General features: G+C 63.1%; 17 protein-coding genes and 3 pseudogenes. 11 read left to right on the plus strand and 9 right to left on the minus strand.

The genetic code is table 11. The features are described from left to right. Nucleotides 1–350: 350 nt before the first annotated feature. From XpopCFBP1817_RS11735 to XpopCFBP1817_RS11750, 4 genes are all read left to right on the plus strand, one after another. Nucleotides 351–1,040 (plus strand): ABC transporter ATP-binding protein, encoded by a 690-nt coding sequence (locus tag XpopCFBP1817_RS11735; RefSeq protein ID WP_128417268.1) that lies wholly within the window; start codon nt 351–353, stop codon nt 1,038–1,040. A 12-nt stretch (nt 1,041–1,052) separates the two neighbouring features. Beyond that, entirely contained in the window at nt 1,053–2,213 is a 1,161-nt protein-coding gene (locus XpopCFBP1817_RS11740) for an ABC transporter permease (RefSeq protein WP_128417269.1), read from the plus strand. Nucleotides 2,214–2,220: 7 nt separating this feature from the next. Beyond that, nucleotides 2,221–3,546 carry an ABC transporter permease gene (locus tag XpopCFBP1817_RS11745; protein ID WP_425479106.1) on the plus strand — a complete coding sequence of 442 codons (1,326 nt, stop codon included), beginning with the start codon at nt 2,221–2,223 and terminating at the stop codon, nt 3,544–3,546. Between the two features lie 173 nt (nt 3,547–3,719). Beyond that, complete coding sequence (locus XpopCFBP1817_RS11750) at nt 3,720–4,835, plus strand: alpha/beta hydrolase family protein (RefSeq protein ID WP_128417270.1); 1,116 nt, start codon at nt 3,720–3,722, stop codon at nt 4,833–4,835. Nucleotides 4,836–4,952: 117 nt separating this feature from the next. On the opposite strand, the gene rarD is transcribed toward XpopCFBP1817_RS11750, so the two are convergent. From rarD to XpopCFBP1817_RS11765, 4 genes are all read right to left on the minus strand, one after another. Beyond that, nucleotides 4,953–5,864 (minus strand): EamA family transporter RarD, encoded by a 912-nt coding sequence (gene rarD / locus XpopCFBP1817_RS11755; protein WP_128417271.1) that lies wholly within the window; start codon nt 5,862–5,864, stop codon nt 4,953–4,955. Continuing rightward, a complete protein-coding gene (yedA, locus tag XpopCFBP1817_RS11760) occupies nt 5,822–6,757 on the minus strand; it encodes a drug/metabolite exporter YedA (protein WP_128417272.1) in 936 nt (311 codons plus the stop codon). Before yedA ends, rarD begins: the two co-directional genes overlap by 43 nt. A 143-nt stretch (nt 6,758–6,900) precedes the next feature. Continuing rightward, the gene (locus tag XpopCFBP1817_RS21580; RefSeq protein ID WP_158251294.1) at nt 6,901–7,131 is read right to left on the minus strand and encodes a hypothetical protein; all 231 of its coding nucleotides are present in this window, start codon (nt 7,129–7,131) and stop codon (nt 6,901–6,903) included. 169 nt (nt 7,132–7,300) lie between these two features. Continuing rightward, on the minus strand, nt 7,301–9,418 hold the full coding sequence (locus XpopCFBP1817_RS11765) for a methyl-accepting chemotaxis protein (RefSeq protein ID WP_167393918.1): 2,118 nt from the start codon (nt 9,416–9,418) through the stop codon (nt 7,301–7,303). Between the two features lie 185 nt (nt 9,419–9,603). On the opposite strand from XpopCFBP1817_RS11765, the gene hrpB reads away from it, so the two are divergent. Next, entirely contained in the window at nt 9,604–12,105 is a 2,502-nt protein-coding gene (gene hrpB / locus XpopCFBP1817_RS11770; RefSeq protein WP_128417273.1) for an ATP-dependent helicase HrpB, read from the plus strand. 201 nt (nt 12,106–12,306) lie between these two features. Then, nucleotides 12,307–12,738 (plus strand): hypothetical protein, encoded by a 432-nt coding sequence (locus tag XpopCFBP1817_RS11775; RefSeq protein ID WP_128417274.1) that lies wholly within the window; start codon nt 12,307–12,309, stop codon nt 12,736–12,738. Between the two features lie 337 nt (nt 12,739–13,075). Here the strand turns inward: XpopCFBP1817_RS11775 and XpopCFBP1817_RS11780 are convergent, their stop codons facing one another. Together XpopCFBP1817_RS11780 and XpopCFBP1817_RS11785 are read right to left on the minus strand one after the other, a co-directional pair. Then, nucleotides 13,076–13,648 carry a pseudouridine synthase gene (locus XpopCFBP1817_RS11780; protein ID WP_128417275.1) on the minus strand — a complete coding sequence of 191 codons (573 nt, stop codon included), beginning with the start codon at nt 13,646–13,648 and terminating at the stop codon, nt 13,076–13,078. A gap of 118 nt (nt 13,649–13,766) precedes the next feature. Further along, nucleotides 13,767–14,621, minus strand: a complete 855-nt coding sequence (locus XpopCFBP1817_RS11785; protein ID WP_128417276.1) for a class I SAM-dependent methyltransferase — start codon at nt 14,619–14,621, stop codon at nt 13,767–13,769. Nucleotides 14,622–14,841: 220 nt separating this feature from the next. Between XpopCFBP1817_RS11785 and XpopCFBP1817_RS11790 the strand changes: the two genes are divergently transcribed. The 4 genes and pseudogenes from XpopCFBP1817_RS11790 (at nt 14,842) to XpopCFBP1817_RS11805 (ending at nt 18,269) form a co-directional block, all read left to right on the plus strand. Next, entirely contained in the window at nt 14,842–15,813 is a 972-nt protein-coding gene (locus tag XpopCFBP1817_RS11790) for an aldo/keto reductase (RefSeq protein ID WP_128417277.1), read from the plus strand. A gap of 112 nt (nt 15,814–15,925) precedes the next feature. Next, nucleotides 15,926–16,953, plus strand: a pseudogene (locus tag XpopCFBP1817_RS11795) (NADP-dependent oxidoreductase). Nucleotides 16,954–17,016: 63 nt separating this feature from the next. Beyond that, nucleotides 17,017–17,820, plus strand: coding sequence for a 2,5-didehydrogluconate reductase DkgB (dkgB, locus tag XpopCFBP1817_RS11800; RefSeq protein WP_128417278.1), 804 nt, complete (start codon nt 17,017–17,019; stop codon nt 17,818–17,820). A 146-nt stretch (nt 17,821–17,966) separates the two neighbouring features. Further along, nucleotides 17,967–18,269, plus strand: coding sequence for a hypothetical protein (locus tag XpopCFBP1817_RS11805; protein ID WP_128417279.1), 303 nt, complete (start codon nt 17,967–17,969; stop codon nt 18,267–18,269). A 55-nt stretch (nt 18,270–18,324) separates the two neighbouring features. Here XpopCFBP1817_RS11805 and XpopCFBP1817_RS11810 read toward each other — a convergent pair whose 3' ends face one another. From XpopCFBP1817_RS11810 to XpopCFBP1817_RS11820, 3 genes and pseudogenes are all read right to left on the minus strand, one after another. Continuing rightward, entirely contained in the window at nt 18,325–18,741 is a 417-nt protein-coding gene (locus tag XpopCFBP1817_RS11810; protein ID WP_167393919.1) for a hypothetical protein, read from the minus strand. A 529-nt stretch (nt 18,742–19,270) separates the two neighbouring features. Beyond that, a pseudogene (locus XpopCFBP1817_RS11815) lies at nt 19,271–19,917 on the minus strand (alpha/beta fold hydrolase). A 99-nt stretch (nt 19,918–20,016) separates the two neighbouring features. Then, nucleotides 20,017–22,317 (minus strand): C48 family peptidase, encoded by a 2,301-nt coding sequence (locus tag XpopCFBP1817_RS11820; RefSeq protein WP_244171145.1) that lies wholly within the window; start codon nt 22,315–22,317, stop codon nt 20,017–20,019. A gap of 605 nt (nt 22,318–22,922) precedes the next feature. On the opposite strand from XpopCFBP1817_RS11820, the pseudogene XpopCFBP1817_RS11825 reads away from it, so the two are divergent. After that, a pseudogene (locus XpopCFBP1817_RS11825) lies at nt 22,923–23,102 on the plus strand (Tn3 family transposase); the annotation flags it as partial. Nucleotides 23,103–23,235 lie beyond the last annotated feature (133 nt).

The raw sequence follows: 23,235 nt of genomic DNA on the forward strand, positions 1-23,235 counted from the left end.
CGCATGGTCGTCAGTCCTTCTATGGCTTAGTCACCTTGAAGACTGCGCCATGCGCGCACTTGTTTCTACACGATCCGGGTTCAACCAGCTGATCTATCTCGGGAAAACGTGGGGAAACCTCAGATATTGATCCGCATCAAACCTTGTGATCCGTCGTTGCAGAAATAAAAACTCCTCCAGCGTCGCCCACCATGCGTGGTCGAGCGCTTCGCCCAGCGTTCGCGTCTTTCGTCGTGCCGCACCGCCCTGCAGCGCCACAGTCATCGCATCGCCACCCTGCCGCTTCATGCAGTTGCAGTCGCCATGCCGCATCGCTCTTACCTCATCCCATTGCACCGCCAGGAGTCGTCATGACCACTCTCGTCAGCTTGCGCAACATCACCAAGACCTACCAACGCGGCTCCGAGCAGGTGCAGGTGCTGCACGGCATCGATCTGGACATCGCCAGCGGCGACTTCATCGCATTGATGGGCCCGTCCGGTTCGGGCAAGACCACCTTGCTCAATCTGATCGGCGGCCTGGACAGCCCCAGCGGTGGCGAGATCGAGATTCAAGGCGAACGCATCGACCGCATGAGTGGCGGCCAGCTCGCCACCTGGCGCAGCCACCACGTCGGCTTCGTCTTCCAGTTCTACAACCTGATGCCCATGCTCAGCGCGCAGAAGAATGTGGAACTGCCGTTACTGCTCACCTCGCTCAATGCCGCGCAGCGCAAGCGCCATGCAGAGATCGCATTGACCCTGGTAGGCCTGCAGGATCGCCGCACCCACAAGCCCAGCGAATTATCCGGCGGCCAGCAGCAACGCGTGGCGATTGCGCGCGCGATCGTCTCCGACCCCACGTTCTTGATCTGCGACGAACCCACCGGCGATCTGGATCGCCACAATGCCGAAGAGATCCTGCGCCTGCTGCAGGAACTCAATCGCGAACACGGCAAGACCATCGTGATGGTCACCCACGACCCCAAGGCGGCCGAGTACGCCACCCATACCATCCATCTGGACAAGGGCGAGCTGGCCGACGCGCCGCTTGCGCTCTAAAGGAGTGATGCCATGAAGTATCTCTCGTTGGTGTGGGCGCAGTTGTTCCGCAGCAAGACCCGCACCTTGTTGACGCTGCTGTCGGTGGTGGCGGCGTTCTTGTTGTTCGGCATGCTCGATTCGGTGCGCGTGGCGTTTACCTCCGGCGGCAACGTCAGCGGTGTGGACCGGCTGGTGGTCGCTTCGCGTTTGTCGATCACCCAATCGTTGCCGATCAGTCTGGAATCGCAGATCCGCAGCGTGCCGGGCGTGCGCGATGTGACCTCGGCGATGTGGTTCGGCGGCATCTATCGCGACCCGAAAAACTTCTTCCCCAACTTTTCGGTGGCACCAAATTTCTTCGATGTCTACAGCGAATACGAGCTGCCCAAAGACCAGCTCAAGGCCTTCCAGACCACGCGCACCGGCGCCATCGTCGGCGAATCCCTGGCCAAGGCCAATGGCTGGAAGATCGGCGACACCATCCCGCTGCAGGCCACCATCTTTCCGCGTGGTGGCGGCAACGACTGGCCGTTGAAACTGGTCGGCATCTTCCGCATGAAAGACCGCGCGGTGGCGGCCAATCAGGAACGCCAGTTGATGATGAACTGGACATACTTCGACGAGTCCAACGACTACATCAAGAGCAAGGTCAGCTGGTACACGGTGACGCTGCGCAAGGCCGACCAGGCCTCGCGCGTGGCGCAGGCGATCGATGCGTTGTCGGCCAACTCCGATCATGAAACCAAGTCGCAGACCGAATCGGCCTTCCAGCAGGCCTTCCTCAAGCAATTCGCCGATATCGGGTTGATCGTCACCTCGATCATGGCCGCAGTGTTTTTCACCTTGTTGCTGCTGACCGGCAACACCATGGCCCAAGCGGTGCGCGAGCGCATACCGGAATTGGCCACACTCAAGACGCTGGGCTTTCAGGACCGCACCGTGTTGAGTCTGGTGATGGTGGAGTCGGTGTTGTTGATCGGCCTGGGCGGTTTGATCGGCATGGGCCTGGCAGCGCTGGTGATCCCCATGGTGACCGCACGCAGCGGCGGAGTGATGCCGGTGCAAAGCGTACCGCTGCAGACCTGGTTGGTCGGGCTGGGGCTGATGGCCGGCATCGGCATTGTGGTGGGTGTGCTGCCGGCGCGACGCGCGCAGCGCTTGAAGATCGTCGATGCCCTCGCCGGCCGCTGACAGGAGCATGCACATGCAAACCAAATGGAAAAACCGTCTCGTCAACCTGCTGTCGGTCGTGGTGCTGGCTGTCGGGTTGGGCGTGTGGATCGCGCTGCCGTGGATCGGCGTGCTGGCGATCGCGGTGCTGCTGGCGGTGTGGCTGGTGGCCACACGCAGCGGCCGGCTGTCGTTGGCCGCCGCACGTATCGGCATCGCCACCCTGCCGCAACGCTGGTGTGCCAGCTCGGTGATTGTGGTCGGCATTGCCGGGGTGGTCGGCGTGCTGGTGGCGATGCTGGCGATGGGCCAGGGCTTTCAGGCCACGCTCAACAACACCGGCGACGACACCACTGCCATTGTGTTGCGCGGCGGCTCGCAGGCGGAAACCAATTCGGTGATCACCCGCAACCTGGTGCCACTGATCAGCAGCCTGCCCGGCATCGCTGCCGATGCCAACGGCCGCCCGCTGCTGTCGCCGGAACTGGCGCAAGTGGTCAATATCGCCTCCAAATCCGATGGCACCGACGTCAACGCGCAATTACGCGGCGTGGGCCAACAGGCCTGGGCGGTGCACGACAAGGTCAAGCTCGTGCAGGGCCGGCGCTTCACCACCGGCCTGCGCGAGATCGTGGTCGGCAAGGGCGCGTTGAACCAGTTCCGCGGGCTGGAACGGGGCAAAACACTCACCCTGGGTAGCCAGCAATGGGCCGTGGTCGGCGTGTTCGCCTCCGGCGATGCGCACGATTCGGAGCTGTGGACCGATGCGCAGACGCTGGCCACCACCTACAACCGCAGCGCCTACCAGTCGATCAGCGTACGCACTGCGGGCAAGGCCGGATTTAGCCAGTTCAAGACCGCCATGGCCGCCGACCCGCGGCTCAAGCTGGATGTGGAAACCACCCGCGCGTACTACGGCAAACAGGGTGGCGGCTTGAACAGGTTGATCAGCATCCTGGGCACGGTGATCGGCGCGATCATGGCGGTGGGCGCGGTGTTCGGCGCGCTCAACACCATGTATGCGGCGGTAGCCACGCGGGCGCGCGAGATCGCCACCATGCGCGCAATCGGATTTCGCGGCACGCCGGTGATCATGGCGCTGATGCTGGAAACCATGTTGCTGGCGCTGCTGGGCGGCCTGCTCGGTGGCTTGATCGCCTGGGCCATCTTCAATGGCTATAGCGTGTCCACCCTGGGCAACAACTTCAGCCAGATCGTGTTCCAGTTCAAGGTGTCGCCGGAGCTGTTGTGGAGCGGGCTGAAATGGGCGCTGGGCATCGGTTTGGTGGGCGGGCTGTTTCCGGCGTTGCGGGCGGCGCGGCTGCCGATTACCACAGCGTTACGCGAGGTTTAGGGGCCGGCCGTTGGAGTGGGGAGTGGGGAATCGTGACAGCCAAAGCAGCACGAGTGCGGGTGCTGCGGCTGAACGCATTGCAGGCTGTCATCGTTTTGTCACTGCAGTGCGGTAGCTGCGCGAATCGGGCAGGTCGTAGGGTAATGGGCCGTTTGATCCATCGATGTGCTGCCATGACGCGTTTGTTGTTGCTGACCTGCGCCTGCCTGTGGCTTGCCGGCTGTTCTTCGTCCTCGACCTCGCTCAGCGAGCGTCTGGTTGCGCCCGGTGGGGTGTCGCCGTTGCTGGACGAAGAGCGCATTGCCGCCACCATCGCCACGGTGCCCAACCGCAGCGGGCACGTGGTCACGCGCGATCAGGTGCCGATCTTCTGGCGTGCGATCGATCCCGGCCAGTACGCCATGCGCTATCGCTATCTCGGCCAACGCAACGATCCGGCACATGCGCTGGATGTGGACTTCAGCTTCAAGGTGCCCACCGTCGCGGCGTTGGCGCCGCGCGGCACCGTGGTGCTATTGCATGGCTGGATGATGAATGGCGATTCGCTGCTGCCGTGGTCGCTGGAACTGGCGCAGGCTGGCTACCGGGTGATCACCATCGATCTGCGTAACCACGGCCATTCCGGCGGTGGCCCATCCGGTTACGGCACGCGCGAATCCGATGACGTCATCGCTGTGCTCGACGCACTGCAACCAAACGGCGAAATCCGCGGCCCACTGTATCTGTTCGGCATTTCCTATGGCGCCGCCACCGCGCTGTTCAGCGCCGACAAGCTGGGCGACCGCGTCGCCGGTGTGGTGGCGATGGAATCCTTCGCCAACGCCGGGCGCGGCATCCGCGACATGGTGCCGCACCTGCTCGCCAGCCAACCGCACGGCTGGCGCGGGCAGGCGGTGGCCGCGTATGCGCGTTGGCGCTATGCCGACCAGAATATCGATGCGGTGATCGCCGCGGCCGACACCCAACTCAAACTGGATCTGGATCGCGTCGATGTCGCGCACGCATTGGCCGACACGCGCAGCTGTGTGTTGTTGTTGCATGGCGATGCCGATCAGCACATTCCGGTCGCGCACGGGCGTGCGCTGGCGCTGGCCAGCCCGCGCGTACGCTACGTCGAACTGCCCGGAGAGAATCATCTGAGCCTGCCGCTACGGCTGGATCTGCTCGGCGGGCCGATCGATCAGTGGCTGGCGCAAACGCAACAGGACCCGAGCCACTGCCCCGCGCCGCAGGCGCTGCCGGCTTCAACGCTCGCAGTGGCGACACCGGCACCAGCGCCACGCAGCTGATTCCGAGCAGGAACTGCGCAACGGCGGGCTGCCGAAGCGCGCGACATCTCTGCCGCAAACAGCACACCCCGCATTGCATTCGCCGTGCGATCGCCGAGGATTGCGCACACCCGAAGGTTATGGGGCCACCACAACCGGCTGCCGCGAACGCCACATGCTGTCGCCGACGAACAGCAGCAGCCCCACCCAGATCGCGCCGAAACCCATCGCACGCCCCTGGTCGAACGGCTCGTGGAAGAACCACACACCCAGCAGCAACTGCAGGCTCGGCCCGATGTACTGCAGGATGCCCACCAGCGACAGCGGAATCCGCCGCACGCCATACGCAAACCCGATCAGCGGCACCGCCGTCACTACCCCGCCGAAAATCAGCAGCAGATCGGTGCGCAACTCCCAGTCGCTCAGGAAAGCGCCGCCATGGCCCTGCTCGCCCCACCCCGCCAGCAGCAGCGCCGGCACGAATAGATACACGCTTTCCACGCCCAGCCCGGCCACCGGATCCACTGCCACTAACTTGCGCAGCAAACCGTAGGCACCGAACGAAAACGCCAGCCCCAAGGCGATCCACGGCGGCGCACCGGCATCGATGGTCAACCACAATACGCCCGCAGCCGCGCACACCACCGCCACCAACTGGATGCGGCGCAAGCGCTCCTTCAACACCAGCACACCCAACAACACGCTCAGCAGCGGATTGATGAAGTACCCCAGACTGGCCTCGATCACATGGCCGGCGTTGATCGCCCAGATATACAGGCCCCAATTGAACGCAATCGCCACGCTGCTGCCGGCCAGCATCCACAACGCGCGCGGTTGCGCGGCGATGGCGCGCCACCAACGCAGGCCCGATGTCGCCAGCAACCACGCCACCACCAGCACCGTGCTCCACACGATGCGGTGCGCAATGATCTGCAGCGACGGCACCGCCTTGAGCAGATGCCAGTACAGCGGCACCAGACCCCAGATCACGAAAGTCGATGCGGTGATCAACAGCCCGCGGCGCGCCTCGATCGGCGAGACCGCACCCATCGCCGCGCCTTGGCGAAGGTCACCACCAGCACGCCCGACAGGATCACAGCCATCGCACCGATGTCGTGCGCACTGAAATACTCGTGCCCGAGCCAGGCCCCCAACCCCACCGCAATCACCGGATTGACGTAGGCGTAGCTGCCGGCCAACGCCGGGCGTACGTGATGCAGCAGCCACACATACGCAGTGAACGCCACGATCGAGCCGAAGACGCACAGATACGCCACCGCGATCAGCCCGTGCGATGTCGGCAAGGTCTGTGGGCGCTCGCCGATCAGCAGGCCGGCGCTCACCAACAGCACGCCGCCGCACAGCATCTGCGCGGCGGCGGTCATGAACGGCGATGGCAGATCGCGCCCGCGCGACCACACCGAGCCGAACGCCCAGCCGATCGGTGCGATCAACAGCAACACCAATCCGCCAGGCGTCGCGGTGAGACTGCTGCCAGCGTTGAGCCAGGCCACACCGAGAAACCCGATCACGATGCCCAGCCACTCGCCACCGCTGGCGTGCTGCCCACGCAAGGCGCCGAACAACGCCATCCACAGCGGCACCGATGCCACTGCCGTGGCAGCTAACCCGGACGACACGCCGCGCTCGGCCAATACCACCATGCCGTTGCCCAAAAGCAACAAGGCCCCACCCATCACCGCCACGTTCTTCCACTGCGCACGCGTCGGCGCAGCCACACCACGCCAGCGCAGCACCGCATACAGCACCGTGCCGGCCACGATAAAGCGCGTTCCGGACACCATGGTCAAGGGCAGCGCGCCACCTTCCAGCGCAAACCGGATCGCCAGATAGGTCGAGCCCCAGACCACATAGACCAGCAACAACGCGAGAGCGACCAGCCCGCTGCGCGTGGGAGCGAAAGCGTGGTGAGAAGAAGACATTGAGCGGTGCCGACAACAGCGAAGAACCCCCGATTCTAAATCAGCGCCGCCGGTGCAGTAGCGGACACGACTGCGTGTTCAATGGATCACTGCATCGCGTCCTTGCCGACGGCGCGTGCAACCACGCACCGCCAGCAGAAAACTCAACGACACGCGGCATCGCTCTTGGCACGGATCGCCTTGAACTCCGAGCCGTCCTGCCAGCTCGGCCACTGCCGGCTGTTGGCCAACTCCACGCCCACGTCGTAGATCAACAGGGTGTCGGCGGCTACTGCAAGCTCGCTGGCGCCGCACTCTCGATGACCGGCGCACTGCGCCAACTGTGCACGCAACGCGAGCGCGATCAGCGTTTGCCCAAGCGCTTCGGCAAGCAATACCAGGGCGACGTCGATCCACCTGCCGGGCCAACCAATTGAAGCTGCACCAGCATGTGCTGTCTGCGGATCTCGCCGCAGCGTGGATTTGGCATAGACCAGCAGCAGGCGCGTTGAGCCTCCATCACAAACCCCGCGCGCCTAGCCGACGCTAAAACGAATGACAAAATCAAGCCACAGCCGCCAACCGTGGCCGGCGCATATCCAGACGGAACACCGACACCGCTTCGCTCAGTTCCACCGCCTGCTCTTCCATCGCACGTGCCGCCGCAGAAGCTTCTTCCACCAGCGCGGCATTGCGCTGGGTGGTTTCGTCCATGTCATTGACCGTACGGGCGACCTGCTCAATGCCGGACGCCTGTTCGCGCGATGCGGCGGAAATCTCCGCGATCAACGTGGTGACCTGCTGCACCGACTGCACGATGTCCTGCATGGTTCGCCCGGCCCGATCCACACGGGCGCTGCCGCGCTCCACGCTGGCCACCGACGCATCGATCAATTGCTTGACCTCCTTGGCCGCGCCGGCCGAGCGCTGCGCCAGCGCGCGCACTTCGGAGGCGACCACCGCAAAACCGCGCCCCTGTTCGCCGGCACGTGCGGCTTCCACCGCCGCGTTCAAGGCCAGGATATTGGTCTGGAAGGCAATGCCGTCGATCACACTGATGATCTCGGCGATCTTCTTGGACGACACCTCGATCTCACCCATCGTGTCGACCACGCTGGCCACCATCTCGCCACCGCGGCCGGCGATCTCGGCGGCTGCCTGCGCACCGCGGCTGGCTTGCTGCGCGGTCTCCGAATTCTGCCGCACGGTGGAGGTGAGTTCTTCCATCGAGGCGGCGGTCTCTTCCAGGTTGGCAGCCTGCTGTTCAGTGCGCTGCGCAAGATCGTTGTTGCCGGCGGCGATCTCTGCCGAGGCGGTGCGAATGGTCTGCGCGCCCACGGTGATGTCGCCGACGATAGCGGTCAGGCGCTGCACGGTGGCATTGGCATCGTCGCGCATGCGCGCGAACACGCCTTGCTGGTTGCCGTGCATGCGTGCGGTCAGGTCGCCCTCGGCGATCGCTTTGAGCAGCTGCGACAACTCGGCCAGATTCTGGTCCACGTTCTGCATCAAGCCATTGAGGCCGGTGACCATGCCGCGGAATTCGAACTGGTAGGCATCGGCATTGCCGCGCGTGGCGAAGTCGCCCGCCGCAGCTGCTTCGACCAAGCCACGGATTTCGCCATTGATCGCAGCCAGATTGCGCTTGGTGGCGTCCATCGCTTCGGTGAGCTGCGCTTTTTCGCCCGGCAAACGCGGCATATCCACCGACATGTCGCCGACCGCGTAGCGCTGCATCACCTGCAACATGTCGCCGATCAAACCGACCTGCGCGCCGATCAAACCATTGGTGTCGTCGACCATGCGGCCGTACGCACCCGGGAAGGCTTGCGCGTCCATGCGGTAACTCATCTGCCCGGCTTCGTGGCGCTGCGCCATGTCGGCCTGCGCGGTCGACACGTCGGTGAGCGTGTTGACCACTTGGTCCATGGCTTGGCCGAGCAAACCGATTTCATCGCGATTGCTGACCACCGCGCGCGCAGATAGATCGCCGGCCGCCACCAGCCGTGCCGCACGTGCGACGGTTTCGATCGGGCGCACGATGGAGCGCCGGATCCACCAGCCCAGCACCACCACCAGGCACAGCGCCGCAACGATCGTGGCGACCGCCGACAGCACCAGCGTTTGCTGCGCCGATTGTGAACTGGCAAGCACTGCGGCATCGGCCAGGGTCTTGCAGCGCTTCACCAGCGCTTCCAGCGTTTGGCTCGGCGCGCGGTCCTGGCCCTTGACCAGCTGGTCGCCCACCTGGGTGTCGTAGCCGGCCTCGGCGAACTTGCCCAGCGCCGCTTCGTAATTGCTCTGCAATGCCACATGCGCCTTGGCGAAGTCCTGCGCCAGCGCGCGCGCCTGCGGGTCCTGGGTGGCCTTGGACAGCGCTTCGGTGCCTGCATGCACCTTCTTGCCCTGCTCGCGGAATGCGCTCATGTGCTTGTCCAGCTGCGCCGGATTGTGTCCACGGATCAGCGCGTTCTTCCATTCCTGCACCTGCAGGCGGAAATCGCGGATGATCTCTTCGCTGCTGGAGGCCTGCGCCACTTCCGGCGGCACCTTGCCCGACAGACTCAACCACGCCGTGCCCAGTCCGCCGAGTGCACATAGCAGGATGACCGACAAACCCAGCGCGAGCGCTCCAAGCAGTTTGCTTTGCAGGCTGACGAACTTCGGGGTGGCAGCAGACATGGGTGAATCCAATAATGGGCATTACAGCGATTATCGACGCGACTGCGCTGGTCTGAAGCAACCTCGGCCGCCAAACCGGCCAGGTATGCCTTGGCAGGCGCTTCGCCGCTTGCGATTCCCTGACAGACCTCACCCACCCGCCCCACCATCGCGCCGATTCGGGTGGCCCCGTATCCTTCCCGCGCATGACCGACCCCGCTTTTCCGATCTCCCCGCTGTTGCCCCACATCCGCGACAGCCTGGCCACCCATCCGCGGCTGGTGCTGGAAGCCCCGCCCGGCGCCGGCAAGACCACGCAAGTGCCGCTGGCACTGCTGGACGCGCCATGGCTGGCCGGCCGCAAGATCGTGATGCTCGAACCGCGCCGCGTGGCCGCCCGCAGCGCCGCGATGTTCATGGCGCGCCAGCTCGGCGAGCCGGTCGGCGAGACGGTGGGCTACCGCATCCGCTTCGAGAACAAGACCTGCGCGCGCACCCGCATTGAAGTCGTCACCGAGGGCATCCTGACCCGGCTGATTCAGGACGACCCGATGCTGGAGCGCATCGGCGCACTGCTGTTCGACGAATTCCACGAACGCCATTTGGCCGGCGACCTCGGTCTGGCGCTGGCGCTGGATGTGCAGGCGCAGGTGCGCGAAGACCTGCGCATCGTGGCGATGTCGGCCACGCTCGATGGCGAGCGGCTGGCCGGCTTTCTCGAGGCGCCTCGCCTGAGCAGCGCCGGACGCAGTTTTCCGGTGGACATCGCGCACTTTCCCGCGCGCCGCGACGAAACACTGGAGCCGCAGACGCGGCGCGCGGTGGAACATGCCGTCTCCACCCATCCTGGCGATGTACTGGTGTTCCTGCCCGGCCAGCGCGAGATCGCACGCGTGCACAGCGCGCTGCAAGAGGTGCTGGATCCGGCGGTGCAGGTGTTGCCGCTGCATGGCGAACTGCCGGTCGACGCGCAGAGCCAGGTGCTGCAGCCCGATCCACAGGGGCGCCGGCGCGTGGTGCTGGCCACCAACGTGGCCGAGTCCTCGGTGACCCTGCCAGGCGTGCGCGTGGTGATCGACAGCGGGCTGGCGCGCGCGCCGCATTACGACCCCAACAGCGGGTTCTCGCGGCTGGACATCACCCCCATTGCGCAAGCCTCGGCCGACCAGCGCGCCGGCCGCGCCGGGCGTGTGGCCAGCGGTTGGGCGTACCGGCTGTGGCCGCAATCGCAGCGGCTGGAACCGCAGCGGTGTGCCGAGATCACCCAGGTGGAGCTGGCCGGCCTGGCGCTGGAACTGGCCGCCTGGGGCAGCGCCGCACTGCGCTTTGTCGATGCACCGCCGGCCGGCGCGCTGGCTGCCGCACACGACTTGCTGCAGCGGCTGGGCGCGCGCACCGACAACGGCGGCATCACCGCGCTGGGCCGGCGCATGCTCGCGCTGGGCACGCATCCGCGCCTGGCTGCGATGCTGGCCCAAGCCGGCGATACCGCGCGCGTGGCGCTGGCCTGTGACCTGGCCGCCTTGCTGGAAGCGCGCGACCCGCTGCGTCAGGGCGGCGATGGCCTGGCCGCGCGCTGGCGCGCGCTGGCCGCGTTTCGGCAAGGCCGCAGCGCGCAAGATGCCAACCGCAGCGGCCTGGCCGCGATCGACAGTGCTGCCAAACAGTGGCGACGCCGGCTGCGCTGCGACAGCACACCGCCATCTAACGTGGAGGCACATGCGCTTGGCGATCTGCTCTCGCACGCGTTCCCCGACCGCATTGCCGCACGTCACCCTGCCGACCCGCTGCGCTACCTGCTCGCCAACGGCCGCAGCGCGCGCCTGTTCGACCACAGCGATCTGCGCGGCGAACCGTGGCTGGTCGCCAGCGAATTGCGTTACGAAGCCAAGGACGCGCTGCTACTACGCGCCGCCCCGGTGGACGAAGGCTATCTGCGCCGCAGCGTGCCCGAGCGCTTCGTGCAGCAGGACGTGGTGCAGTGGGATGCGGACAAGCGCGCGTTGGTCACGCGGCGTCAGTCGAGTTTCGACCGCATCGTGCTCGACAGCCGCCCCGCCGGCCGCGTCGATCCCGCACAAGCGGCCAGCGCACTCACCGATGCGGTACGCCAGTTGGGTCTTTCTGCCTTGCCCTGGACCGACGGCCTGCGCCAATGGCGTGCACGCGTGCAGTCGCTGCGCACCCGGATGCCGGAGCTTGCCCTGCCCGACCTGTCAGATGCCGCGCTGCTGGACACACTGGACACCTGGCTGCGCCCGGCGTTCGACGGCAAAACCCGGCTCGACGCGCTGGACGAAACCAGCCTGGGCGAAGCCCTCAGGGCCGCATTGCCGTGGGACCGCCGCCAGGCCATCGACCGCCACGCGCCCACCCGCATCAGCGTGCCATCTGGCATGGAGCGGCAGATCGTCTACGCCATCGATCACACCGAGCAGCCGTTGCCACCGGTGCTGGCGGTCAAATTGCAGGAACTGTTCGGCCTGACCGAAACCCCGCGCATCGCCGACGGCCGCATCCCGCTGACCCTGCACCTGCTCTCCCCGGGCGGGCGCCCGCTGCAGGTGACGCAGGATCTGAAAAGCTTCTGGGTGACAACGTATCCCGAGGTCAGGAAGGAGATGAAGGGGCGGTATCCGCGACATCCATGGCCGGACGATCCATGGACGGCGGCGGCAACCCATCGAGCAAAACCGCGTGGCACTTAAAGTTCGTCTCTTTCAGACGTAGGACGTCAAGCCCCTCTCCCCTCGGGAGAGCAACTGTCTTGACCAACTGGCGGCGCCAGCCACCAGAGCGCCCTGCATCCTTACTTAACCGCAACCCAAACAAGCTCCACCACCGCTAACACCGTCTATACGCAGCAGCCCACACACTACAGCCCACGTACTCAGAAAGGAACGCCTCTAATGAGCAAGCTGACTGTGATCACCGAACGCGCCCTGGAGCGTGCCATGGAACTGGCTGGCACTGCCGGCGACCACCTGCGTCACGCTGCTTCCGATGCGGGCGACAAGGCACGCAATGCGGGCAGCAGCCTGCGTCATTTCGGCCCGGGTGCCAGCGAATGGTTGAAGACCGGCGCCGCGCTGGGTGCCGTGCGTACCGGCGGCAAGGTGGTCGGCAAGGTGGTCAAGCGCAACCCCGCCATCACCGTGGCTGCTGCCGTCGCAGGCCTCGGCCTGATCGGCTATGCCGTGTATCGCAAGCGCCAGCGTGATCAGCAGGTGCTCGGCGGCAACGTGCATCGCCTGGACCGCGGAAACGCCGGCAATGCCAGCGCACGTCGCGCGGCCTATCAGCGTCGCGGTGCAGTGACCCCGAGCGACGGCATCGAATAAGCCATCTCTCCAGGTAAACCCCACAACGCCACGGCCCTGCGCCGTGGCGTTGTCGGTTATGGATCTGGATTCAATGAAGAACGTGCTGCGTTATGGATGAAACCACGCTGGACGCTTGCTGCGGGCCCGATCATTGCGGCGTAGCAGAGAGGACGAAAGCACGCCTTGCGCGTGGCACTGGTTGCGGCTAACCGACAAGAACGGCTGTAACACCTGGAGCGGCAATCGAACGATCCCGCGCGGTCGGCGCAGCGAATCCGCGCGCACTCCCCATGCATAGCGCAAGGACATCACGATGCACCGGCAGATCGACACCCTCCATCGTATCCGCGACGGCTCAGCGTCGCGTCCGGCTCGGACGTGCGTTATGGGTAACTTCTGCGCGCCACTGCCCGGGCGCGAGGGTGTCCAACGTCCAGTCACCGATGGCCACACGGATCAGACGCAAGGTTGGAAGGCCTACCGATGCAGTCATGCGCCGCACCTGACGATTGCGGCCTTCGGTGATCTGCAGTTCCAGCCATGCGTCGGGTACGGTCTTGCGCACGCGTACCGGCGGATCGCGCGGCCACACCTTAGCGGCGGGATCGATGCTGCGCACCTTGGCAGGACGGGTCGGGCCATCGTTCAGTACCACGCCATCGCGCAGGGCCTGCAGTTGCGCAGGATCCGGCTCGCCTTCCACCTGCACCCAGTAGGTCTTGGGTTGTTTGTGGCGCGGGTCGGTCAAGCGATGCGCCAATGCGCCGTCGTCGGTCAGCAGCAACAAGCCTTCGCTGTCGTGATCCAGACGGCCTGCCGCGTACACGTCGGCCGGCAAGTCAAATTCGGCCAGCGTGCGTTTGCGCGGCTGCGAGCGGTCGCTGAATTGCGACAGCACGCCATAGGGCTTATTCAACAACACCAACATGCCAATCCTGTTGCCTCAGAGCGATGCAAAACGCGATGCGGCGTGTGGCCTCATGCGATTGTTGAAACAAACGCCTGCAAACCGAACGCGCACTGCGCCTCGGCATGCAGGCGCTCCATCACTGCTTGACGAACTTCAAGGTCATGCGGTCACTCTCGCCGATCGCCTTGTACTTGGCATCGTCAGCCTTGTCGTGGCTATTGCTCGGCGGCAGCGTCCACACACCACCGGCATAGTCCTTGCTGTCGCGCGGGTTGGCGTTGACCTCGCTCTTGGCGGCCAGCTTGAAACCAGCCGCTTCGGCCATCGCAATCAACTGGGCCTGGCCCACATAGCCGCTCTTGTCGTCAGCCGCCACGTCGGCCTTGGCACGGTGCTCCACCACGCCGAGCATGCCACCGGGCTTGAGTACCTTGTAGAAGCCGGCGAACATCGCCTCGGCATCGCCGGCCATGCGCCAGTTATGCACGTTGCGGAAGGTCAGCACCAGATCGGCCGAATTGTCCACGCCAAACGAGGGCGTCTTGGGCACGTACGACACGAACGACGGCTTGCCATACAGCTCCGGCTTGGCCGCAAATTTCTTCTCCAGCTCGTCGCGCCCGCGCTGTGCGGAATCGCGGCCACGGCCTTCGGGCACCGCGGCCGGGTCGACGACCGCTGCTATGTACTTGCCCTTCTCGCGCAGATACGGCGCCAGAATTTCCGAATACCAGCCGCCGCCCGGGGTGATTTCGATAACGGTCTGGGTCGGCTTGATGCCGAAGAACGCCAGCGTCTGGCCTGGATGGCGATAGACATCGCGCTGCACGTACACACGGTCGCGCCAGGTGCCGTCGATGGCCTTTTGCAGCGCCGCATCGGGCGCCTGCAGGGTGGCGCTATCGGCGGGTTTGATTGCCATTGCCAGCGGCGCGCTCATCGCCACGGACATCCCCACCACACCTGCACACACCAGCTTGTTGCGGATCATCCCAGCGCCCTTTACGGGAAAAAGTGGCGCGAGCCTAGCACGTGATTTGGAGCCTGCCATGTGCATGGCGTCGCTTGCCGCAGCAGGCGCGGCACTCGACATGTTCAAATTCTGTGAGCCGCCGAGGACGATGGGCGGAACGCTGAATCCACGCTGGTGTCACACGCAACATCGGCGTGCATGACTATCCTGTCAGCAGTTTTGAATCAGGAGCTTAGTGATGACTCAATCCCGCGCGCTGGGCCGCTCCGGCCTGCAGATTCAACCGATCGTGTTCGGTGGCAATGTGTTCGGCTGGAGCGCCGATGAATCGACCTCGTTCGCGCTGCTCGATGCCTTCGTCGATGCCGGCTTCAATCTGATCGATACCGCCGATGCGTACTCCGGTTGGGTACCCGGCAATCATGGTGGCGAGTCGGAAACCATCATCGGGCGCTGGCTTGCGCGCAGCGGCAAGCGCGAAAAAGTGCTGATCGCCACCAAGGTGGCCAAGTGGAGCGAGCATCCGGGCCTGTCGCCGGAGAACATCGTTGCTGCGGTGAAAGATTCGCTCACACGCCTGCAGACCGATGTGATCGATCTGTACCAGGCGCACGAAGACGACGCATCGATTCCGCTGGAAGCCACGTTGGCCGCATTCGGCCGCTTGATCGAGCAAGGCAAGGTGCGCGCGATCGGCGCCTCCAACTACAGCGCTACGCGCCTGCGCGATGCACTGGATATTTCCGAGCAATACAAGCTGCCGCGCTATGAAAGCCTGCAGCCGGAATACAACCTCTACGATCGCGTCGGTTACGAGGCCGAGCTGGAACCGCTGGTGCGCGAGCGCGAGGTCGGCGTCATCAGCTATTACTCGCTGGCCAGCGGCTTTCTCACCGGCAAGTACCGCAGTGCCGACGACGCCGGCAAGAGCAGCGCGCGCGGTGCGTCGGTGGTCAAGCAGTACGTCAATCCACGTGGCTTGCGTATTCTGCAAGCGTTGGACGATCTGGCCGCCACACACAGCGCCACGCCCGCGCAGATCGCATTGGCCTGGTTGATCGCGCGCCCGAGCCTGAGCGCGCCGATCGTCAGCGCCACCAGCGTGACCCAGTTGCACGACGTGCTGGCGGCGGCGCGCGTGTCGCTCAGCGCCGATCAGATCGCGCAGCTGGATACCGCCAGCGCGCCGGAGCCTTCCGAAACCGCTTGACGCCTCGCTTCCACAACGCGCACGACCCATCGCAATCATTGCCTCGCGCAGCCGCCATCGCGGCTGTGCTCCCTCGGCCGCGCACGCGTGGTCCCTTTGCGAGGAAATCCGCATGACATCGATCACCAACCGCCGCATCGTGCTGGCCTCACGCCCGCACGGCGAGCCGAGCGCCCACAACTTCCGTCTGGAAGAGGTCGCCTTGCCGCCCACTGGGCACGAACAGATTCTGGTGCGCAATCGCTTTCTGTCGCTGGACCCCTACATGCGTGGACGCATGGACGATGGCCCGTCCTACGCCGCACCGGTCGAGATCGACGCGGTGATGGAAGGCGGCACCGTGGGCAACGTGCTCGAATCGCATCATCCCGACTACCAACCCGGCCAATTGCTGGTGCTGCAGGGCGGCTGGCAGACACACAGCCTGCTCACGCCTACCGTGCCATTGCGCAAGCTGCCCAAGGACGTGCGCTGCCGCTGAGCACCGCGCTCGGCGTGTACGGCATGCCCGGCTTCACCGCCTACGCCGGCCTGCACGAAATCGGTAAGCCGCAGGTGGGCGAAACATTGGTGGTTGCGGCCGCCAGCGGCCCGGTCGGTGCCACCGTGGCGCAGCTGGCGCGCTTGCAAGGGTTGCGCGTAGTAGCCATCGCCGGTGGCGAAGAAAAGGTGCGCTACCTGCGCGATGCGCTGCGCGTGGACGTCGCCCTGGATCACCGCGCCGACGACTTTGCCGAACAGCTGCGCGCCGCCACCCCGGACGGCATCGACATCTATTTCGAAAACGTCGGCGGCAAGGTGTTCGACGCGGTGTTGCCGCAGTTGAACGCCTTTGCACGCATCCCGGTGTGCGGCGTGGTCGCCACCTACAACAGCCGTGGACAGACGTTGCCGGGGCCGGATCGCCTGCCGGATTTCATGGGTCAGGTCCTGCGCAAACGACTGACCGTGCGCGGCTTCATCCAGCACGATTTCATCCGCCTGATGCCCGCATTCCTGCGCGAAATGGGCCAGTGGCTGCGCGAAGAGCAGATCCACTATCGCGAAGATGTCTTGCATGGCCTGGACAGCGCACCGCAGGGCCTGATCAGCCTGCTGCGCGGTGAAAACTTCGGCAAAGCCGTCGTCGCACTCGATTAAATCAAATTCATAGCGCCCCGCAGAACTTCCGCTTTTGCGATTCCCCATTCCCCAAGGAACACAATGACCGTCCCCGCATTTGGCCTCGGCACCTTTCGTCTCAAGCACCAGGTCGTTATCGATTCGGTGCGCAATGCACTGGAGTTGGGCTACCGCGCGGTCGATACCGCGCAGATCTACGACAACGAAGAACAGGTCGGCCAGGCGATTGCCGCGTCCAACGTACCGCGCGATCAGCTGTATCTGACCACCAAGATCTGGGTCGACAAGTTCGGCCGCGATGCCTTGCTGTCGAGCCTGCAGGAAAGCCTGCGCAAGCTGGGTACCGAGCAGGTCGATCTCACCCTGATCCACTGGCCCTCGCCAAAGGATCAGGTGCCGATGCGCGAGTATCTGGAAGCGCTGGCGCAAGCCAAGCAGCAGGGACTGACCCGCGCGATCGGCGTGTCCAACTTCACCATCGCACTGACCAAGCAGGCCATCGACATCCTGGGTGCCGACGCCATCGCCACCAACCAGATCGAAGTGCATCCTTACCTTCAGAACCGCGCACTGATCGCGTTCCTGCGCGAGCAGGGTATCCATATCACCTCGTACATGACGCTGGCCGTAGGCGAAGTGTTGAAGGATCCGGTGATTCAGGCGATTGCCGCGCGTCACGAGGCCACACCGGCACAGGTGACCTTGGCCTGGGCATTGCAGCAGGGTTATTCGGTGATTCCATCTTCGACCAAGCGCGAAAATCTCGAAAGCAACCTCAAGGCGCAGTCGTTGCAGCTGAGCGAGCAGGACATGGGCGAAATTGCCGCACTTGACCGCGGTCAGCGCCTGGCCAATCCGAAGGCGATTGCACCCGACTGGGATTGAGTTCCCGGTTTTTGCCCCGGATCGGCAACGCCCGATGTGGCACAGCCGCCGCGACGACCGCTCGTCGTGGCGTGCTGGTTGGCTGTGGCAGGTGCTGCTACGGTGCCAGACATAGGGGGGTAAGTCTCGACAAGGGAGTCCTAACCATGCATACCGCATCCGTCCTGACCCGCCGCGTCGTCAACCTCGACGCAGAATTTGCCTACTGGCGCGATGTCCATGCCGAAGGCCATCTGGGCGGCCACGATTTTGCCGACTACGCCCGGCTGCTCGCGCTCGGCTACGACATCTATCTGGCCTATCCGCGCGCCACCGAAGCGCAGCGGTACCGCGTGCTGCAGGAAGGCTTTTACCACTATCAGCCGATGCTGTCGGTGCCATGGGATCAGGCGCGCTGGATCGTGCGGCATGCGTGGCGGCATATGGAAGAGGCGGCCGTTCGGCATTGAAGCGGCTGCTCGAACAACTGCGCAGCCACTCGCCAACGCACTACCGCGATAACGCTTAGTTCAACTGTCCCATTGCCATCGTCTGGCGATCGATACGGTGCTTTTCGGCCAGCGCCTGCATGCCTTGCACAGTGGCGGCGATCAGGCTGGCATAACGCAGCCGCCACAAATTGGCGCGATCGTTGTCATCATGCGTGCTGTCCAGGCCATCGAGCACCTGCGGCAGGCGGCGATCGGCCAGTGCCGACGCCGCCAGATAGGGCTTTGCCGGTGCGATCACATCCACCGGTGCGCGCCAGTCGTTGGCCACCTGCCGGGCGATGCCAGCCAGGTGCGAGAGCTGGTGCATGCCGATCAACGTCTCATGCAACATCTCGCGGCAGGCCCACTGCCACAGCGCCACCTTTTCTGATGGATTCTGGGCGATTTCGGTCAGCGCCAGATCAACCTTTTCGATGCGTGAGTCGAGCATTGCGAAGCTCCGATGCTGCTGTGCAACATAATTCACACCATCGGCCGTGAGAGTCAAGTGAGTCAGTCGCTAAAAGGATGTCAGCGTGCAGGTGCTCGACCAGGTTCACGCTTTGCGGCCGCTGATGCGCACAAGACCTGCGGCAACCTGACTTGCTGCCCATGGCGGTGCGCATCGCCACACGCGATGCTGCTGCCTCCCGACACCAACGCCACCGCCATGCGCCCCATTGCCTTTTTCATGGCACTGTTGACCGCTGGTTTTCTGGGCAGGACGGCGGACGGCTCTCAGGTCGCTGCAGCAAGTGACTGCGCGCTAGCCTGACTGCGCGAGACAGTGGCTGCGTGAGACATGGTACGTGCGTGCATTCCGTACCAGCCCATGGCGTCCAGATCGTCTTTACCAGTGAATTTTTGGAAGGTCTTTTCGCCGATATCTGATTGATGCCGTCCCTGTCACCTGACGATCACACGGCAGCAGTCGCTGCCTCAAATCGGCTATCGCAACATCAGGCCAGCAACGACTCCCGTCATGCATTCGATACCGCTTGCGGCTGCTCTAGTGGCGACAAATGTCCATACGCAGGCACTTGCACCAGCTGCGCCTGCGCTGCGAGCGCGGCCATTTCCTCGTGCAATGCGGGCGGGGTGATCGCATCGTCCTGGCCGCACAGCACCAACAGCGGGCCGGTATACGCGTAGCAGCGCGCGAGCATCTTCCCGCTCAAGCCGGCTCTGACGCAGGAATACCTCCACGCCCACGCGCTGGATCATGCCGCGCACGCGTTCCAGCAAGGCGGCGTCCTGCCAGCGCGATGGAGGCACGTCGTGGCGCATCACCCGTTCGCCGAATCCAAGAAACGACGTCCGGCCACGCACGCTTGCTACCTGCGCGCGCCGGTGCGCCGCACGCTCAGGCGAATCGGCACGTACGGAGGTATCCAGCAAGGCAAGGCGCTGCACACGCTCGAGCGCGATACGCAGGATTTCCTGCGGCCACATCGCCACTCAACGAGAATCCGGCCAACACAAAACGTGGCGGCATCTGCGCCAGCACCTGCGTCGCAAGCTCACCCATGCTCTCGCCCTGGGTGATCTCGCCAACCACGCACTCGGCACCGTCGGCCAGTGCCACGCACTGCGCGTGCCACAACTGCGCGTCGCTGGGGGTCGGCAGGGATTCGTGTAAAAAACCGCCAAAAGTAAGCTAACCCGCTGCCAGCAAAGAATTTTCTCACGAATCGCTGCCGACCCTCTATCGCCGATGGTCCAATAGCTAGAACTTCCACCACTTGCTTTTCTTTTTCTTCTGTTCGACGGGCCGTTCGGGAACTTGCCTGGCGCTGCTTTCTGCTGGAGCTTGCTTGGCTTGGGCAAGAAGATCCCTGATGAGGCCGCGGTCTGGTTCGATATCGCTCAGGTCCCTGCAGCTCGCGTCGTCGAAGCTGCCGTCGACCACCCTGTGCGCCAACACGTCTATCCCGGTCAGCACATGATCGCCGCAGGAATAACCGTCCGGCTGTATCGCGGTGGGCATTTTATTGACTTGGGAAGCATCAAGGCCCAGGCGCCAAGCTGCCATTTGAGCGTGCCAGTGCTGATTCGGATGCGGAGCTCCCATGGAATCGTAATGGTAGGCTGCAGGCGAGTGGTTATCTCGACGGTCGACGACGAGAAGCGACCAATGGACGTCGTCTCGGTTGATCGGCATGAACACGATGGGTGGGGCGGGGTTGTCTGCGTCTCCGACGAGACGGCGCAATGCAACGTCTCTTTGTGCCTCGTCCTCGGAGTTCAGCATGGTGACTACCTGCGAGTCGGCAAAGTGGAGTAAATGGGCATTGGGCTCCCCTCGCAATCGGCGAGCGAGGTCTTGGGTGTAGGCGTGCAAATGTCCATCTAGCAGCCACGAAGTGGCCGTCACTTGAGGAAGCTCGGGGTCTGCGACGTCCTGGGGCGACGGCAGATTGTCCACATCGATCCTCTCGGGACTCATGGCCGGGGGGGGCGAGTGCCCCCTGGGAGTCTGCGTGCCATAGTCCCCATAGGTGCTCCAAGGCTGCTCGATTTCCTGGGGCGTATAGAGGTCGAATTCGCGGCCGTAATGGCTCATGGAGGAGAGGCCGCTGAAGACCGAAGCTGGACTTTGAGGGGGGTATTGCGGGGTGTCGGGTTCCGGCTGGTACCCCATGCGCCTCAAATCTGCGCTCACTCCCGAGAAGAACGATTGGAGCGGCAGATTTTCTTCCTGCTGATGAAAAGGCTGCTCGATTTCCTGGGGCGTATAGAGGTCGAATTCGCGGCCGTAATGGCTCATGGAGGAGAGGCCGCTGAAGACCGAAGCTGGACTTTGAGGGGGGTATTGCGGGGTGTCGGGTTCCGGCTGGTACCCCATGCGCCTCAAATCTGCGCTCACTCCCGAGAAGAACGATTGGAGCGGCAGATTTTCTTCATGCTGAGGGGGGCTGTTGGGTGGCTGGTCCGGTTTTTGGTAACGAATTCTGAAATTTTCGCGAATTGCCGCCTGGATGCCTTCAGATGCTCCTGAAATCAATTTTTCACCCAAACTTCTCAGTTCGCCGGTTTCCTCGTCGACTATTTTTTCTAGTTCTGATTGTGATAAATATCCACTGCTTGCATCGTTGATACTGCACGCTCTATCGCTGAATTTTCTTGAGATTTCAAGGATTAAATTTGGTTTTTTATGAAGGACCCGAATTATTCCTTTTAATTTGGCCGAATTGCTGTTTTGGGGGGGCAAGCCCTGCCGGCGTTTCTTAATTGCGCGATTCAATCTTTTCTTGTGATCTGGGGTGGCGTATTGAAGTATGCCGAGTCCCGCTTTGCCATATGAGCCATCTCCACGCAAGTACATCTGGAACCCGGGCATATCATTCATGATGGATGAAATTGGCTCTAATGCTTCGTATCTTGGTAGTAAGTTAATAATATCGTTGAGTGTTCCTTGGCAAGGATCTTGTCGGGCTTTGGCTTCGGATTTGGCTTTGGCTTTGGCTTCGACTTCGGCTTTGGCTTTGGCTTTGGCTTCGGCAATGCGATCCCAAGCCAGTTGGCTCAGCGCAATGTTTTTACTGCAATCTAACTCCAGTTGGCTCAGCGCGATTTCTCGATGTTCAGGATCAATGCAATTCCCAATTCGTCTTATTATTTGATGTATGACATGGTCGCGTTGATCGTCATTCAATTCCCGAAGCATCTGCATGCCACGTATATGTGATAGGCCGCAGTCTTTCAAAAAGCGAGTAAAACTTGGCAAGCTTCTTTTCAGTTCGGCAATCCTTTCGCCATTGCCATAGGATTCGCTTAGGTCTAATATTTTTGAGTAATCTGTATGGGTTCCGGAGGTTGGCGCGGCTGCGCGCATCCGATGGACCGAGCTATCGGTATGCACTTGCACAGGATTTCTTCGCGGGAGGAATTCAAGCAGCGGATGCATGTTGTAATCCGTGCTGTGGTTTTCCCTGTGTTCTTCAGAGGGCGGAGAATTGCGATGATTATCCGCCGCCTCCGTCATTCTGCGATATTTGTTATAGTCAAAATTAAATAATCCGTCCATTATTTGAAATTAAATGCCCTATGAGGATTGATGTTGATATTATTAGACATTCACCATGTAAGTAACTCTCGGAGGCGAATCCGTTTTCTTGAAAGCGATCTTCCCGTGTCGCGGTTTGGCGAGAAGCGCTCCGTTTCGCGGTGGCTCACCGAAGTCATGGTTGAGGCGACGAAGCATTGACGCGGAGAATGATCGAGCCTTCCCCAAACGGCTGATCATCCGAGCGCCACCAAGTCCTGTAGATTGGGTGACATAGACGCGTTGGAGGATGAGGGAGAAGAGGGTCGGCAGGGATTCATGTAAAAAACAGCCGAAAATTAGCTGAATCGCTGTAAGAAAACGATTTTTTCACGAATCCCTGCCGACCCTCTTCTTGGTGAAGCGCCGCTCGATCTGGCCACCCTGGTGCCGCGGCGGCCGGTGGCCGCAGCGCGGATCACGCCATGGCCCGAACGTGGGGTTCAGCCGACATACGTGTAAAAATGGCTTATAAAATCCGATTTCTTTTGCGAAATCATGAGGTTGCCAGATAAAAATGGCGCTTCCGGCGGCGAATCCACGGCCCGTTCCTTTCCGCCTGACGCCGCGTCGGCAGCGGCCTGATCAAGTTCGTCAACCGCCGGCATGTGGATGCCAACAAACTTGCGGCGGCCTGTCGAGACATCATCAACAGCTACGCCGGCCTGCAGCGCCCCAAATGCTGGGGCGATGGCAAGAGCGCAGCCGCCGACGGCACCAAGTACGACCTTTACGACCAGAATCTGCTCGCCTCGCACCACATCCGCTAGGGCGGCTACGGCGGCATCGCCTACCACCACGTGTCCGATACTTAGTCGCCCCTGAAAAATCCCCTTCAAGCACCAAGCGCCGTCGGTAACAGCCGTACGGCGCTAAGGGATGACCATCCCATCGCGCGCA

It is taken from the genome of Xanthomonas populi, from assembly GCF_002940065.1.
GTDB classification, from domain to species: domain Bacteria; phylum Pseudomonadota; class Gammaproteobacteria; order Xanthomonadales; family Xanthomonadaceae; genus Xanthomonas; species Xanthomonas populi.